General features: G+C 44.3%; 16 protein-coding genes. 4 read left to right on the plus strand and 12 right to left on the minus strand.

Annotated features, from left to right (window positions below):
• Positions 1-13: 13 nt before the first annotated feature.
• The 3 genes from pyc to HNQ84_RS00635 form a co-directional block, all read right to left on the minus strand.
• Entirely contained in the window at positions 14-3454 is a 3441-nt protein-coding gene (gene pyc, locus HNQ84_RS00625; RefSeq protein WP_435620791.1) for a pyruvate carboxylase, read from the minus strand.
• Positions 3455-3518: 64 nt separating this feature from the next.
• Complete coding sequence (gene ftsW, locus HNQ84_RS00630; RefSeq protein WP_435620792.1) at positions 3519-4721, minus strand: putative lipid II flippase FtsW; 1203 nt, start codon at positions 4719-4721, stop codon at positions 3519-3521.
• Positions 4722-4795: 74 nt separating this feature from the next.
• Positions 4796-5086: an Fpa/YlaN family protein gene (locus tag HNQ84_RS00635; RefSeq protein ID WP_004891276.1), complete on the minus strand. Its 291-nt coding sequence runs from the start codon at positions 5084-5086 to the stop codon at positions 4796-4798.
• A gap of 140 nt (positions 5087-5226) precedes the next feature.
• Here HNQ84_RS00635 and HNQ84_RS00640 point away from each other — a divergent pair, with 140 nt between their 5' ends.
• Positions 5227-5721, plus strand: a complete 495-nt coding sequence (locus HNQ84_RS00640) for a peptidyl-prolyl cis-trans isomerase (RefSeq protein ID WP_435620793.1) — start codon at positions 5227-5229, stop codon at positions 5719-5721.
• 23 nt (positions 5722-5744) lie between these two features.
• Here the strand turns inward: HNQ84_RS00640 and HNQ84_RS00645 are convergent, their stop codons facing one another.
• Positions 5745-7076: a PhoH family protein gene (locus HNQ84_RS00645; RefSeq protein ID WP_435620794.1), complete on the minus strand. Its 1332-nt coding sequence runs from the start codon at positions 7074-7076 to the stop codon at positions 5745-5747.
• Between the two features lie 109 nt (positions 7077-7185).
• On the opposite strand from HNQ84_RS00645, the gene HNQ84_RS00650 reads away from it, so the two are divergent.
• Positions 7186-7770, plus strand: a complete 585-nt coding sequence (locus tag HNQ84_RS00650) for a YhcN/YlaJ family sporulation lipoprotein (RefSeq protein WP_032101573.1) — start codon at positions 7186-7188, stop codon at positions 7768-7770.
• A 19-nt stretch (positions 7771-7789) separates the two neighbouring features.
• On the opposite strand, the gene HNQ84_RS00655 is transcribed toward HNQ84_RS00650, so the two are convergent.
• Positions 7790-8245 (minus strand): pyridoxamine 5'-phosphate oxidase family protein, encoded by a 456-nt coding sequence (locus HNQ84_RS00655; RefSeq protein WP_032101574.1) that lies wholly within the window; start codon positions 8243-8245, stop codon positions 7790-7792.
• Positions 8246-8338: 93 nt separating this feature from the next.
• Between HNQ84_RS00655 and HNQ84_RS00660 the strand changes: the two genes are divergently transcribed.
• Positions 8339-8539: a YlaI family protein gene (locus tag HNQ84_RS00660; RefSeq protein ID WP_032101575.1), complete on the plus strand. Its 201-nt coding sequence runs from the start codon at positions 8339-8341 to the stop codon at positions 8537-8539.
• Between the two features lie 32 nt (positions 8540-8571).
• Here the strand turns inward: HNQ84_RS00660 and HNQ84_RS00665 are convergent, their stop codons facing one another.
• Genes HNQ84_RS00665 through typA form a run of 3 tightly spaced genes read right to left on the minus strand, consistent with a single transcriptional unit; the run spans position 8572 to position 11000 of the window.
• A complete protein-coding gene (locus HNQ84_RS00665; RefSeq protein ID WP_032101576.1) occupies positions 8572-8853 on the minus strand; it encodes a hypothetical protein in 282 nt (93 codons plus the stop codon).
• Positions 8850-9152, minus strand: coding sequence for a YlaH-like family protein (locus HNQ84_RS00670; RefSeq protein ID WP_435620795.1), 303 nt, complete (start codon positions 9150-9152; stop codon positions 8850-8852). Before HNQ84_RS00670 ends, HNQ84_RS00665 begins: the two co-directional genes overlap by 4 nt.
• Before the next feature lie 12 nt (positions 9153-9164).
• On the minus strand, positions 9165-11000 hold the full coding sequence (typA, locus tag HNQ84_RS00675) for a translational GTPase TypA (RefSeq protein ID WP_064220832.1): 1836 nt from the start codon (positions 10998-11000) through the stop codon (positions 9165-9167).
• Between the two features lie 104 nt (positions 11001-11104).
• On the opposite strand from typA, the gene HNQ84_RS00680 reads away from it, so the two are divergent.
• Positions 11105-11287, plus strand: coding sequence for a DUF5325 family protein (locus HNQ84_RS00680; RefSeq protein ID WP_183247235.1), 183 nt, complete (start codon positions 11105-11107; stop codon positions 11285-11287).
• On the opposite strand, the gene HNQ84_RS00685 is transcribed toward HNQ84_RS00680, so the two are convergent.
• The 4 genes from HNQ84_RS00685 to HNQ84_RS00700 all read right to left on the minus strand — a co-directional run bounded on the left by HNQ84_RS00685 (position 11288) and on the right by HNQ84_RS00700 (position 13656).
• Positions 11288-12070: an inositol monophosphatase family protein gene (locus HNQ84_RS00685; RefSeq protein WP_435620796.1), complete on the minus strand. Its 783-nt coding sequence runs from the start codon at positions 12068-12070 to the stop codon at positions 11288-11290.
• A gap of 50 nt (positions 12071-12120) precedes the next feature.
• The gene (locus HNQ84_RS00690; protein ID WP_435620797.1) at positions 12121-12309 is read right to left on the minus strand and encodes a YkzI domain-containing protein; all 189 of its coding nucleotides are present in this window, start codon (positions 12307-12309) and stop codon (positions 12121-12123) included.
• An 85-nt stretch (positions 12310-12394) separates the two neighbouring features.
• Positions 12395-12664 (minus strand): UPF0223 family protein, encoded by a 270-nt coding sequence (locus HNQ84_RS00695; RefSeq protein ID WP_435620798.1) that lies wholly within the window; start codon positions 12662-12664, stop codon positions 12395-12397.
• Positions 12665-12696: 32 nt separating this feature from the next.
• Positions 12697-13656, minus strand: a complete 960-nt coding sequence (locus HNQ84_RS00700; RefSeq protein WP_435620799.1) for an NAD(P)H-dependent flavin oxidoreductase — start codon at positions 13654-13656, stop codon at positions 12697-12699.
• Positions 13657-13829 lie beyond the last annotated feature (173 nt).

Genomic DNA, 13829 nt, shown 5'->3' on the forward strand with positions numbered 1-13829 from the left:
ATCCCTCGTTCTTTTATTTTTCGGCTAATTCAATTAATAAATCTCCCGTTTGAATCGCGTCGCCACCTTTGACATAAATATCTTTGACAACGCCTGAAAACGGTGCTTGAACAGTCGTTTCCATTTTCATCGCTTCTGTAATCATTAAATGGTCGCCTTTTTTCACTTTTTCTCCTTTTTCCACAAGCACTTTTACCACTGTTCCTGGCATCGTCGCAGCAATATGGTTCGGATTGTTACGATCTGCTTTCACACGTGCGACAATCGTCGTTTTAATGCTTTCGTCTTTCACGACAATTTCGCGCGGCTGACCGTTTAGTTCGAAGTAAACAACTCTCGTCCCGTCTGCTTGTGGCTGACCGATTGCAACGAGCTTGACGATTAATGTTTTTCCTTTTTCAATTTCGATTTCAATTTCTTCACCGAGACGCATGCCGTATAAGAATGTTGGCGTATCTAAAACAGATACGTCACCGAACTGTTCAACGGTACGCGCATATTCGACAAATACTTTCGGATAAAGCGCGTAAGCTAACACATCGTAGTCAGTCACTTCATGCTGAATGAGATGGTACAGTTCTTCTCTTAACTTTTCAAAGTCGACCGGCTCTAATAGCTCGCCCGGACGGACGGTAATTGGTTCGCGCCCTTTTAAAATAATACGTTGCAATGTTTCAGGGAATCCGCCATGCGGTTGACCGAGATAGCCTTCAAATAGCTCAACAACGGAATCAGGGAAGTCAAGCGTGTCCCCGCGTTCGTAAATGTCTTGTTCTGTTAAATTGTTTTGTACCATATATAGCGCCATATCACCAACGACTTTCGATGATGGCGTCACTTTTACGATGTCGCCAAATAAATCGTTGACACGACGATACATTTCTTTTACTTCATCCCAACGATCTCCTAAGCCGACTGCTTTCGCTTGTTGTTGCAAGTTGCTATATTGTCCGCCCGGCATTTCGTGCATATATACTTCCGTATGCGGCGCGTTCATACCGCTTTCAAAGTCCGCATAATATTGGCGCACATCTTCCCAATAACGCGATAATTTTTCAAGCGATGCAATATCCACTTCTGGCGCACGCTCTGTTCCTTCTAGCGCATAATAAAGCGTATTGGCGCTCGGTTGTGACGTTAAACCAGCCATGGAGCTAACAGCGACGTCTACAATATCTACCCCTGCTTCAATCGCTTTCGCGTACGTATAAATGCCGTTGCCGCTTGTGTCGTGCGTATGCAAATGAATCGGAATATCAACGACTTCTTTTAAAGCGGAAATAAACGTATACGCTGCTTGCGGCTTTAATAGTCCCGCCATATCTTTAATCGCTAAAATGTGCGCGCCTGCTTGTTCGAGCTCTTTCGCTAAGTTTTTATAGTAGTCGAGATTGTATTTTGTGCGCGCTGGATCGAAAATATCGCCCGTATAACAAATAGCTGCCTCCGCTACTTTTCCAGATTGACGTACTGCATCGATTGCAACCGTCATTCCTTTCACCCAGTTTAAACTATCGAAAATGCGGAATACGTCAATGCCTGCTTCGGCTGATTTCGCAACGAACTCTCGAATGACGTTATCTGGATAGTTTTTATATCCGACAGCATTGGAGGCGCGAAGCAACATTTGAAACAGGACGTTTGGAATTTTTTCACGCAATTGAATGAGGCGTTCCCATGGATCTTCTTTTAAAAAGCGATATGCAACATCAAACGTCGCTCCGCCCCACATTTCCATCGAAAATAGTTGCGGCCATAAACGCGCCGTCGGCTCCGCAATGCGCATCAAGTCGTTTGTGCGCACGCGCGTCGCTAAAAGCGATTGATGGGCATCACGAAACGTCGTATCCGTTAGCAATACCCGATTTTGCTCTTTAATCCATCGAACAAGCCCGTCAGCACCGCGCTCATCTAAAATTTGTTTCGTCCCCTTTGGCATCGCTTCAATATAGTTTATTTTCGGGATGCGCGGTGGATCAAATACGGGCTTTTTCTTTTTTCCGATACCCGGGAAGCCATTTACGGTGACCGTTCCGATATATGATAACAGTTTTGTCCCACGGTCTTTTCGTTTCGGGAAAATAAAGAGCTCAGGTGTCGTATCAATAAACGATGTATCATATTCCCCTGTTAAAAATTTCGGATGTTGGACGACATTTTCTAAAAATGGAATGTTCGTTTTAATGCCGCGAATACGAAACTCACGCAAGTTGCGTAACATTTTCGCCGCCGCTTGTTCAAACGTTAACGCCCACGTCGTCACTTTCACTAATAGCGAATCGTAATATGGCGTAATGACTGCTCCTTGGAAACTATTACCTGCATCTAAACGAACGCCGAAGCCACCGCCTGAGCGGTACGCCATAATTTTCCCGGTGTCTGGCATAAAGTGATTTAGCGGATCTTCTGTTGTGACGCGCGACTGAATCGCATATCCGTGCACATGAATATGTTCTTGTTTCGGGATGCCAACTTTTTCGCTATGTAGCGCATGACCTTCTGCAATTAAAATTTGCGATTGGACAATATCGATGCCCGTAATCATTTCAGTAATGGTATGCTCGACTTGAATGCGCGGATTGACTTCAATAAAGTAAAACTCATCGCCAGAAACGAGAAACTCGACGGTTCCTGCGTTAACGTATTGCACGTTTTTCATGAGTTTGACTGCCGCTTCGCAAATTTTTTCGCGAAGCTCCTTAGAAAGCGATACGCTCGGCGCTACTTCGACTACTTTTTGATGGCGACGTTGTACGGAACAATCACGGTCGTATAGATGAACGATGTTGCCGTATGCATCGCCTAAAATTTGCACTTCAATATGTTTTGGATTTTCAATTAATTTCTCGACATATACGTCATCGCTACCGAAGGCTGCTTTCGCTTCCGATTTCGCGCGCTCGTATGCTTCTTTTACTTCGGATTGCGAACGAACGATGCGCATCCCGCGACCGCCGCCACCTAATGCCGCTTTAATGATCATCGGATAACCGTATGTCTCACCGAAGCGCACGACGTCCTCCAAGCTTTGCACAGGGCCATCGCTTCCCGGAATGACTGGAATGCCCGCTTGTTTCGCTTGGTGACGCGCTTTTACTTTATCGCCAAACATATCTAAATGCTCTTGGCGTGGACCGATAAAAATGATGCCTTCTTCTTCGCATCGTTTCGCAAATTCGATGTTTTCCGATAAAAAGCCGTATCCTGGATGAATCGCGTCGACATCATGCATTTTTGCGATTTCAATAATGCCTTCAATGTCTAAATACGCTTCAATCGGTTTTTTTCCTTCCCCGACTAAATACGCTTCATCTGCCTTATAGCGATGGTACGATCCTGCGTCTTCGCGCGAATAAATCGCAACGGTGCGAATGCCAAGCTCGTTGCATGCACGAAAGACGCGAATCGCAATTTCTCCACGGTTTGCGACAAGTACTTTTTGAATACGCCTCATATGTGATCCTCCCCCTATTCTTCATATAAAAACTATAACGAATTTTCTGTATTTGTAAATAGGATTACGAAAAAGAAATATGATTTTTTTGAATATTGCTTTTTTCATTTTTATGCTTTTCGTAGTTTGTCACTGCAGAAATGTTCGCTAATACGCCGACAGACATCATAAGTAAAACGAGCGATGAGCCGCCGTAGCTCACAAACGGCAAAGTGACACCTGTAAGTGGAATCATTCCTGAAATTCCACCGAGGTTGATAAATGCTTGAAAGCCAATCATCGTCGAAATGCCAATCGCTAATAAACTGCCAAACGCATCGTGGCATTTTCTTGCAATAGAAAAACCACGCAAGACGATAAACGATAATAAAAGAAGGACGAATGAAACACCAAATAAGCCAAGTTCTTCGGCAATGACCGCCATAATAAAGTCCGTATGCGCTTCCGGCAAATAACCGTACTTTTGAATGCCTTGTCCAAGTCCTAGCCCTTTTAAGCCTCCGTTTGCGATCGCAAAGTACGAGTTAATGAGCTGGTATCCTTCTTTTTGAGGATATGCAAATGGATCGAGAAAACTGTAAATACGCGCCATGCGTACTTTGGTGAAAACTTTATCATATATAAACGGACCGGAAACAAGCACGACAAGACTAGCAATCAAGCCGAACAATAACAACTGTTTCATTAATAGCCGTTTGCTGGCGGCAGAAGAGAAGATAATCGCTGCGCAAATGAACGCGATAATCACCATCGTTCCAACGTCTGGCTGCAAGAAAATAAGCAAGCAAATGAACAACATATAATAAACGGGAAAGAGCACGTCTTGCGGGGAAGTTTGCAATTTTTTTTGTTTGTTTGCTAGCACCCCGCTTAAATATACAATTAAGCCGATTTTCGCAAATTCAGCTGGCTGAATGTTAATAGGTCCGATTTTAATCCAGCTTGTGGCATTGTTCGCTGTATGTCCAAACAAAAGGACATAAATGAGCGGCAAAGGCATGGCAAAAAAAACAAATTGCAAAAACTTTTTGCGCGCATAATGTTTATATGGAACAAATGCAAGGAATAAAAACATACATGCCCCGATGATCCACGCCCATTTTTGTTTTTGGAAAAAATAATCGCTCGCCGTATGGAAACGAGTGACTGCTGTAATCATGCTTGCGCTATATACCATGATAAGCCCAAACAGCGATAATAAAAATACAGCGATGATTAACGGATAATCATGATATTTCATAAACGTTTTCAAGCGCATCTGACCCATCTTCCTTTTCACTTTCTTATTTGCATTGTACTATAAAACAGAAAAAACCCAAACGAAATTCGTTTGAGTTTTTGTCATTTTTTCTTCTTTTTCGTGCACGCTTCATGCAATGCCGAAAGCTCGCGCTCAAGTCGGTCTAAAATGGCCTTCCCGTCTTTTTCATCGACAAGTCCTAATCGGACCGCAAAATCAATTTCACGGGATAATCCGAACATTTGCGTATCTAACACTTCTTCATATAGCGGACATTGTGGCATCGTTAAGTGATCCATTTGCACTTGAATAAGCTTCACAATTTTTTCCGCATCCGCTTGCAATAACGAATAGGCTCTTTCTCGAAAGTTTATCGCCACTTCAGGCGTCACGTCGACCCCTCCGTTCCGTACGTTCCTGTTTCTTCATCTTATCGTGAATACGAAAAAAATGCAAGCATCATGCCTTGACCGATTCATTTTACAAACAAGCGCTTTCATCATATAATGAAAGGCAGATAGGGGGAATAAACATGGTCATCGTCATTAAAGGGAACGTCAAATTTACGATTACACTCGATCCGAGCGTATGGATTTTTGACGATCGCAAAGTAGATGTACATACTTATTTTACACGTCATCCACAAATCGAACAACAAGAAGACATAGACGACATTCAAAACATTTCAGCGTATTGGGATCGTGAAATTCAAGAAGGAGCGGTGTCGCCTCCGACGCTACAAACCGAAAAGCAATTTGAAAAAGAAAAAATATTAACCGGTACGTTCGGCATGCCGTTTGCCCCGTTTTTACGCAACGCGGAACCGAATGAGAATGCAACACAGTTCACCATCGTTACAGAAAACGGCGATACGACGATTCCGCTTGCTGATGCTTATGAATTATTATTATGTTTTTCAAAAGACGGCAAACCGCTCAAAGAAGACGGGCCTGTCCATATTTATTTTGGCGATGGTTCAAATCGCGACAACCCAATTACCCACGTACGGGCGTTTATCGTCGAGTGAAAAGAGGCGTTTTGCCTCTTTTCTTACAAAAGGTCTGCCGCAAGTTGCGCAAGCGATGAACGCTCTCCTTTCACTAACCGCACGTGCCCAGCTACTTTTTGTTCTTTAAATTTTTCAACAACATATGTGAGCCCGTTATTGTATTCGTCTAAATACGGATGATCGATTTGGGCCGGATCACCCATTAACACAATTTTACTTCGCTCCCCGACGCGCGTTAAAATCGTCTTCACTTCATGTTTCGTTAAATTTTGCGCCTCATCAATAATAATAAACTGTTCTGGAATGCTCCGTCCGCGTATATACGTGAGCGCTTCAACTTCAATGGATCCCATGCCTGATAAAATCGCATCAAGTTCACTCGGCTTTTTCGTATCGAATAAAAAATGTAAGTTATCAAAAATTGGTTGCATCCACGGTCGTAATTTTTCTTGTTTCTCGCCTGGCAAATAGCCGATATCTTTCCCGACAGGTACAATCGGACGAGCGACAAGCAATTTTTTATATAACCGCATATCTTCCGTCTGCATCAGTCCGGCCGCTAACGCAAGCAGCGTCTTTCCTGTTCCTGCTTTTCCGATCAGCGTCACAAGCGGAATGTCGGTGCGAAGCAACAATTCACATGCCATCGTTTGTTGCACGTTGCGCGGACGAATGCCCCAAATATGATCGTAATGAAATACAAGTTTGCGCACTTTTTTTCCTGTATGATCGACCATACCGAGCGCCGATGACGAACCGCCAAGTGCATCTTTCATAATAATAAATTGGTTCGGATAAAATGGGTGGTTTGTAATTTCCGCCAGCACAAGTTCGCCTTTTTCATAAAAGCGCGCCAAATGTTCTGGGCTTATGTACAAATCTAAAAATCCGGTGTAAATATGGTCAATCTCAACAACGCGGTCGCTTAAAAAATCTTCCGCCTCTAGCCCAATCGCATCAGCTTTGACGCGTACGAGCGCATCTTTACTGACTAAAATAACAGGGCGACCGTTTTCTTTCGACTGTTCCTCAAGCAATAAATTTTTCGCGACGGCTAAAATGCGATTGTCGTTCGTTTTTTCAACAAAAATTTCTTGCAGTTGCTGAAACGAGCGATGATTTAATTCAATGCGCAACACCCCACCATGATCGAGCGGAATTTTTTCATGCAGCTTTCCGTTTTTTCTTAAGCTATCAATAATTTTAGATACTTGGCGAGCGTTTCTTCCGATTTCATCCATATATCGCTTTTTCGAGTCCACTTCTTCTAATACGACAGCCGGGATGACCACTTCATTATCTTGAAAGGAAAAAATAGAATACGGATCTTGCAAAAGCACATTTGTATCTAATACGTATATTTTTTTGCCCACGTTTTCTCCCCCTTGACGACCGTCGGTGGACGGGATTGTTGTTTATATATATGAACGGACGCATAAAGATAGAAGAAGTTTTGCAAAATAAAGTTAAAGTCGAAAAGGGGTGGAACGATTGAAATATATCATCATCTTCATGTTGCTTTTTATAAGTGCCTGCGGACAACAAGCGCAACCGAACAATCGCGACTCGCTCGTTCATGTGAAAAATACGACAAATGAAAAAATCGTCAATAAATCCGGGCAACAAATCGCGCGTCATCTCGCAAATCTTGCGAGCAGCGTGCCGAATGTGAACGATGCGACCGTATTAGTTGTTGGGAAATATGCGTTAGTCGGTATTGATGTCAATGCTAAACTTGATCCGTCGCGCGTTGGAACGGTGAAATATTCCGTTGTGGAAAGTTTACAAAAAGATCCGTACGGGGCCAATGCGATCGTCATTGCGGATGCGGATTTAAATACGCGGCTGAGAGCCATTCAAAAGCAAGTAGAGAAAGGAAAGCCGATTCAAGGATTTATGGACGAGTTAGCGGCGATTGTCGGACGCGTCATGCCTGAAATCCCAAGCGACTTTTTACAAACGACAAATCCGCGTTCAACACGACAAAACGATAAACAGTTAAACGATGGTGAACAAAAGCAACTAGAAAACGAACAACAAAAACAATCAAACGACCATATGAAATAAGCCGAGCATATTGCTCGGCTTATGCTTGTTTTAACGCGCTCATCACTTGTTGATCGAGCTTGGCAGCAGCTTGCGCATCATACGTTTTTTCGTATTTCGGTTCGAGTGCAATTTTTGCACCGTAAAACATCACATCGCGCACTTCTTCAATATCGACTTGAATAACAGCAAGCTTTAGCGGAACGTTTTCTAGTTTTTCAACTTTCACATGCGCTTTTCCACTAATGGAATACGTCGATTCGTTTGCGATTAAAACGATGGACATCGCTGGATTCGCCTGCACATTTGCGACAATGCGCGAGCGTTGATCGACGGCAAAATATACTTTATCGTGCGCCGGCGCGTACACCCATGAAATGGCGCTTGCATTTGGTGCACCTGTTTCATGGTCGATCGTACATACAATGACAAATCGTTCTTTTTGCAACGCTTGGAACAAAGGCTCAATTAATGTCGGTTCTACCGCATTTGGCATATGTATCCCTCCTTATTTTTATCATACCTTTTTTTCACACACTTTCAAATGATATGATATACTAGTTCGTAAAAAAACATGTGAGGTTTGACGATGAGAGTACGATGCATTCTTTGTGAAAAAATAGATACGTTAGACGACGAAACGTTGCTGGCAAAACGGTTGCGCAACCGCCCGATTCATACATATATGTGCGAAACGTGCCATGAGCGCATTGAGAAAAAAACGAACGAGCGGCTTGCCACCGGCAAATTTCGCTTTTTCCGAACGAGCAAACATGAAACGGAATGGTAATAAAAAAAGCGCCTTGCACGAAGCATAGGCGCTTATTCGTAATTGGCATATTTGTCTGGTTCACGATTGATTTGATCGAGCATCGCTTCAACGAGTTCGGCTGGAAAACGAAACGTGCGTGATTCATCGTTTGCCGTACATGTGACCGTATATACGTCATCTTCTTTTGTAAACGCGATTTGCTCCATCGCATGATCTTCACGCAATAAGTCGGCAAAAAATTGTTCCGTCTCTTGTGCCGCCGTATCATCCGGGCGCGCCTGTGCGACCACTTTAATCGTCAGCCAATTGTACACCGCATCTTGTAGTTTCACGCGCGTTCCCCCTCACGACGAAGACGCCATTTATAAATGACTAATACGATGGCTGCGACAAGCAATCCTTCCGCCACAGGTAAAAAGACGGCAAAAAACGTTAAAATCGTGCAGCCGAGCACAAGTAGCGCGTAAATGACGACGTTTTTTAATAGCGGCAGCTCGCGCGCAAAGCCGAGCCGATAGACGATAATCGATAAAACGATGATCGTCACGTACAATAGCCACATCCCTTTCGTCGGCTGTTCGTGCACGTTGTATAGCGAAGCGAAAAACGACAGGCGACCGATCACATCCATGACGACTTCCCCCTATTTTTTTTGCTCAGCGAGTTTTTTCTTTTTCGCGATTTTTTCGCGTTCGTTTTTATCTAATATTTTTTTCCGCAAGCGAATCGATTGTGGCGTCACTTCGCAATATTCGTCGTCGTTTAAATATTCAAGCGCTTCTTCTAACGTCATGAGGCGCGGTTTTTTCATCGTCACCGTTTGTTCTTTCGTTGACGAGCGAACGTTTGTCACATGTTTCATTTTACATACGTTCACGACTAAATCGTTGTCGCGACTATGTTCACCAACGATCATCCCTTCATACACTTCCGTTCCCGGTTCGATAAAGATGACGCCGCGGTCTTCGACTTGCATAATGCCATAAGCCGTCGCTTTTCCTGTCTCCATCGAAATGAGTACCCCTTGGTGTCTCCCGCCGATTTGACCTGGGATGACAGGTTGATAGCTGTCGAACGAATGGTTTAAAATGCCGTATCCGCGCGTAAGCGACATAAATTCTGTCCGATAGCCGATTAGTCCGCGCGCAGGCACGAGGAAAATAAGGCGCACTTGTCCGTTTCCGTTGTTGATCATATCGATCATTTCCCCTTTGCGCGCCCCAAGCGACTCCATAATCGCCCCCGTATATTCTTCAGGAATATCAATTTGCACGCGCTCGACCGGCTCGCACATGACGCCGTCGATTTCTTTCATAATGACTTCTGGTTTGGATACTTGCAGTTCAAAGCCTTCGCGACGCATATTTTCAATTAAAATGGATAAATGTAACTCTCCGCGTCCTGACACGATCCATGCATCAGGAGAATCGGTCGGTTCAACGCGAAGCGAGACGTCTGTTTCTAACTGTAAACGAAGACGTTCTTCAATTTTTCTTGCGGTCACATGTTTTCCTTCCCGACCAGCAAACGGGCTATTGTTCACAAGAAACGTCATTTGCAACGTCGGTTCGTCAATACGAAGCGGTGGCAACGCTTCTTGCACGTCAAGCGGACATACCGTTTCGCCTACGTTAATATCTTCCATTCCGGAAACGGCAACTAAATCGCCCGCTTTCGCTTCTTCAATTTCAATACGTTTTAACCCGAGGAAGCCAAACAGTTTTGTCACGCGAAACGTCTTCACAGAACCATCGAGCTTCATCAACGCCACTTGTTGCCCGACTTGCATACGTCCGCGGAAAATGCGTCCGATCCCAATACGACCGACGTAGTCGTTATAATCGAGAAGCGCGACTTGAAATTGAAGCGGCTCGTCGCTATTGTCGATTGGCGCTGGAATATGTTCAATAATCGTTTCAAATAGCGCCGTCATATCGGCATCTTGTTTGTCCGCATCTAAACTTGCGGTGCCGTTAATGGCTGAAGCGTACACGACCGGAAACTCGAGCTGGTCTTCTGATGCGCCGAGCTCAATAAATAAATCGATCACTTCATCGACGACTTCGTGCGGTCGAGCAAATTCGCGGTCAATTTTATTGACGACGACAATAGGCGTTAAGTTTTGTTCAAGCGCTTTTTTTAAGACGAAGCGCGTTTGCGGCATACATCCTTCGTACGCATCGACAACGAGCAACACCCCGTCGACAAGCCGCATAATGCGTTCGACTTCGCCACCGAAGTCCGCATGTCCCGGCGTATCTAAAATGTTAATGCGCGTACCTTTGTATTGAATGGCTGTATTTTTCGCTAAAATCGTAATGCCTCGTTCACGTTCTAAATCGTTGCGGTCAAGCGCCCGTTCTTCCACTTGTTCGTTCGCCCGAAACGTGCCCGATTGGCGAAGCAATTGGTCGACTAACGTCGTTTTTCCATGGTCGACGTGCGCAATAATCGCGATGTTACGAATATCGTTTCTCAATTCATTCAACTCCTATTTTTCAACATTGCGCGTCTATTATAGCACAAACATAGTAGAAAAGCGGAATGTTTTGTTGTAATCTAAAGGAAAGAGGAGGAGAACATATGAATAAATTTCAACCGCTTTTTTTTATGATAGCGCTACTTGCGACGATGACGTTAATAGGCACCGGCATTGCGATCGCTTATCGACATGTGCCAGCGATCGTCGGCTCGATGATTGCTTTTTTTGGCGTGATGGGTCTTGGGTTTTCACTAAAAAAAAGAAAAAGCGCTAACAATCGGTAGTTAGCGCTGAATGATCGCAAGTATTTCTTCATGCAATCCCGGCTTTGAAACGAACACGGAGCTTTTTTCAATCATATTGAGCGGCTCACCGTACAAGTTTGTCACCACACCGCCAACTTCCTCAACAATGACCATCCCGCCGGCAATATCCCATGGCGACAACCGAAGCGTCATGTACGCATCAAGTTTACCCGCTGCGATATACGCCATCTCAAGTGCCGCAGAGCCGTACGAACGCGTGCCGCGCGCTTTTTTCACAAGCGGGGCAAGGACGTTCGGGTCGATGCGACGGTTTTCCGTCACCCACGTCGCATTTAATGAAATGATCGAGCGATCAAGCGTTGTTTTCTCAAGCGGTGGAAGCGGCGTGCCATTTAAAAATGCCCCTTTTCCTTTTTGTGCATAATATAGTTCGTCAAACGCCACATCGTAAATGTAGCCAAGCATGCCGACGCCATCTTGAAACACTCCGACAGAAATCGCAAAATGGCGCTGTTGATGAACGAAATTCATCGTTCCGTCAATCGGGTCGATGATCCAAACGACGCCGTCTAGCGCTTCAAGCGTATCGCCGAATCCTTCTTCTCCTAAAATGCGATGCGTCGGATATGTTCGGCGAATGCGCTCAATAAAAAACTGTTCGATTTCCCGATCGACGTTTGTCACTAAGTCAGACGGGCTTGATTTCGTTTCGATTTTTAGTTTCGTTTGAAACGCATCACGTATACGTTCCCCTGCTTCGCGTATCCAATGTTGCATATGTTGATCAATTTCGTTCCACATATCATACCTCCTGCATATACTTATGTAGAAAAGGCGGCGCTTGCCGCCTTTCATGTCGACAGACGAATAAGTTCTTGGCGTAGTTTTTCTAATTTTCGTTTGCATTCGTTTTTTTTCGCTTCGTTATTTTCCAACATCGCTTCATAAAGGGTGGCTAGTTCGTAATCGACTTCAAGCTTTAATACTTTTATTCGTCGTTCTCCGTCCATTTTCTTAAATGCATCAGCTGTTTTTTTCATATTGTGCACCCCTTCCGTTTGAAACATTCTTTTTTCTGAAAATTCCTTTTTTACATACTATGTAACGGAAAGGGGATATGCAACTTTACATTTTTACAATATCTCCGTTGGACAACTCTTTTCCTTTTTTGATCGTTTCGTATGATGAATAGCCGCTTACTTTTTCAAACTCATCACATAGTTTTCGCTCCTCGGCTTTGCTTGGGACGATTTGTTTAAAACGGCGATATAAGTTCATAAGTTGCTCTCGTTCAATGCCTTGTTCGTACGCTTGCTCAATCCCTTCATAAAATTTAATGACGTCGATGATTTCTTCTGTTGACCAACTGTAATCAATCGGATAAGCATATTTCATGATGTTCACCTTTCTTTATGATCTGTCTCGTTTTAGTTTGCCCAACGTGTACGAATTTGTTCCGCCTCGTTGATCATGCGCGCAAAAAGTTCAGCAACTGTCGGAACGTCACGAATAAGCCCGATCACTTGCCCCGCCCATGCAAATCCTTCTTCCGTATGGCCGTCGTAAATAAACCGCTTATTCGCTTTGCCGCTAATGTACTCTTTTAGTTGTTCATACCCTTTTCCTTCTTGTTCAAATTGTAAAATTTTTTCCGTCCATTCGTTTAACAAGGCTCGGGCAGGCGCACCGAGCGACCGTTTAATGACGACCGTGTCGCTTTCTGAACGTTCAACGAGCATTTGCTTATATACGGGGTGCGCATGAATGCATTCTTTTGTTGCAATAAAGCGCGTACCCATTTCGATGCCTTCCGCTCCAAGCGCAAGGGCAGCCATCAGCCCACGACCGTCGCCAATGCCACCTGAAGCGATGACAGGAATGGACACGGAATCGACGACGCGCGGCACTAATACGAACGTCCCGATGTCATGTTTACCAAGATGCCCGCCCCCTTCTTGCCCGACGACCATGACCGCATCTGCGCCGAGTTCCTCCGCTTTCACCGCTTGGCGTACCGCCGCAACGAGCACAAGCTTTTTCACCCGCACGCCTTTTAACTGTTCAAAAATGGGAGCAGGATTTCCGCCCGTCATCGAAATGACCGGAACGTTTTCTTCAATCGCTACTTCAAGCATATGTGCAAACGGACGTCCATGTTGTCCGATCGCAAAATTAACGCCAAACGGTTTATTCGTTTTTTCGCGCACTTTTTTTATTTCTTCACGTAGCTCATCAGGTGTCTCAAGCGACATCGCCGTAATTTGCCCTAGCCCTCCAGCATTCGATACCGCCGCCGCTAAATCGGCATACGCTAAATACGCTAGCCCTCCTTGAATAATTGGATAACGGATGCCTAACAGCTCGGTTACTCTCGTGTTCCAGTTCACACATCATTCCCCCTTTACTTTTTATCATTCTTCGCTCATAAAGAAAAGTCCTTCACAAACAATAAATGTAGAAATATGCAGCAATTTTGATTTTTAAGCAAAAAAATCATCTTTCCAAACGTATAAAGAAGTGCTATAATTCACTTTGTTTTATGTAAATCCAAGTTAAAGAG

Origin of the sequence: Anoxybacillus eryuanensis (assembly GCF_051200995.1) — a bacterium.
Lineage (GTDB): Bacteria > Bacillota > Bacilli > Bacillales > Anoxybacillaceae > Anoxybacillus > Anoxybacillus tengchongensis.

Coding starts and splice junctions, on each gene's coding strand:
- pyc (WP_435620791.1), bottom strand. CDS start 3,454: ATGAGGCGTATTCAAAAAGTACTTGTCGCAAACCGTGGAGAAATTGCG.
- ftsW (WP_435620792.1), bottom strand. CDS start 4,721: ATGGGTCAGATGCGCTTGAAAACGTTTATGAAATATCATGATTATCCG.
- HNQ84_RS00640 (WP_435620793.1), top strand. CDS start 5,227: ATGGTCATCGTCATTAAAGGGAACGTCAAATTTACGATTACACTCGAT.
- HNQ84_RS00655 (WP_032101574.1), bottom strand. CDS start 8,245: ATGCCAAATGCGGTAGAACCGACATTAATTGAGCCTTTGTTCCAAGCG.
- HNQ84_RS00660 (WP_032101575.1), top strand. CDS start 8,339: ATGAGAGTACGATGCATTCTTTGTGAAAAAATAGATACGTTAGACGAC.
- HNQ84_RS00670 (WP_435620795.1), bottom strand. CDS start 9,152: ATGGATGTGATCGGTCGCCTGTCGTTTTTCGCTTCGCTATACAACGTG.
- HNQ84_RS00680 (WP_183247235.1), top strand. CDS start 11,105: ATGAATAAATTTCAACCGCTTTTTTTTATGATAGCGCTACTTGCGACG.
- HNQ84_RS00685 (WP_435620796.1), bottom strand. CDS start 12,070: ATGTGGAACGAAATTGATCAACATATGCAACATTGGATACGCGAAGCA.
- HNQ84_RS00690 (WP_435620797.1), bottom strand. CDS start 12,309: ATGAAAAAAACAGCTGATGCATTTAAGAAAATGGACGGAGAACGACGA.
- HNQ84_RS00695 (WP_435620798.1), bottom strand. CDS start 12,664: ATGAAATATGCTTATCCGATTGATTACAGTTGGTCAACAGAAGAAATC.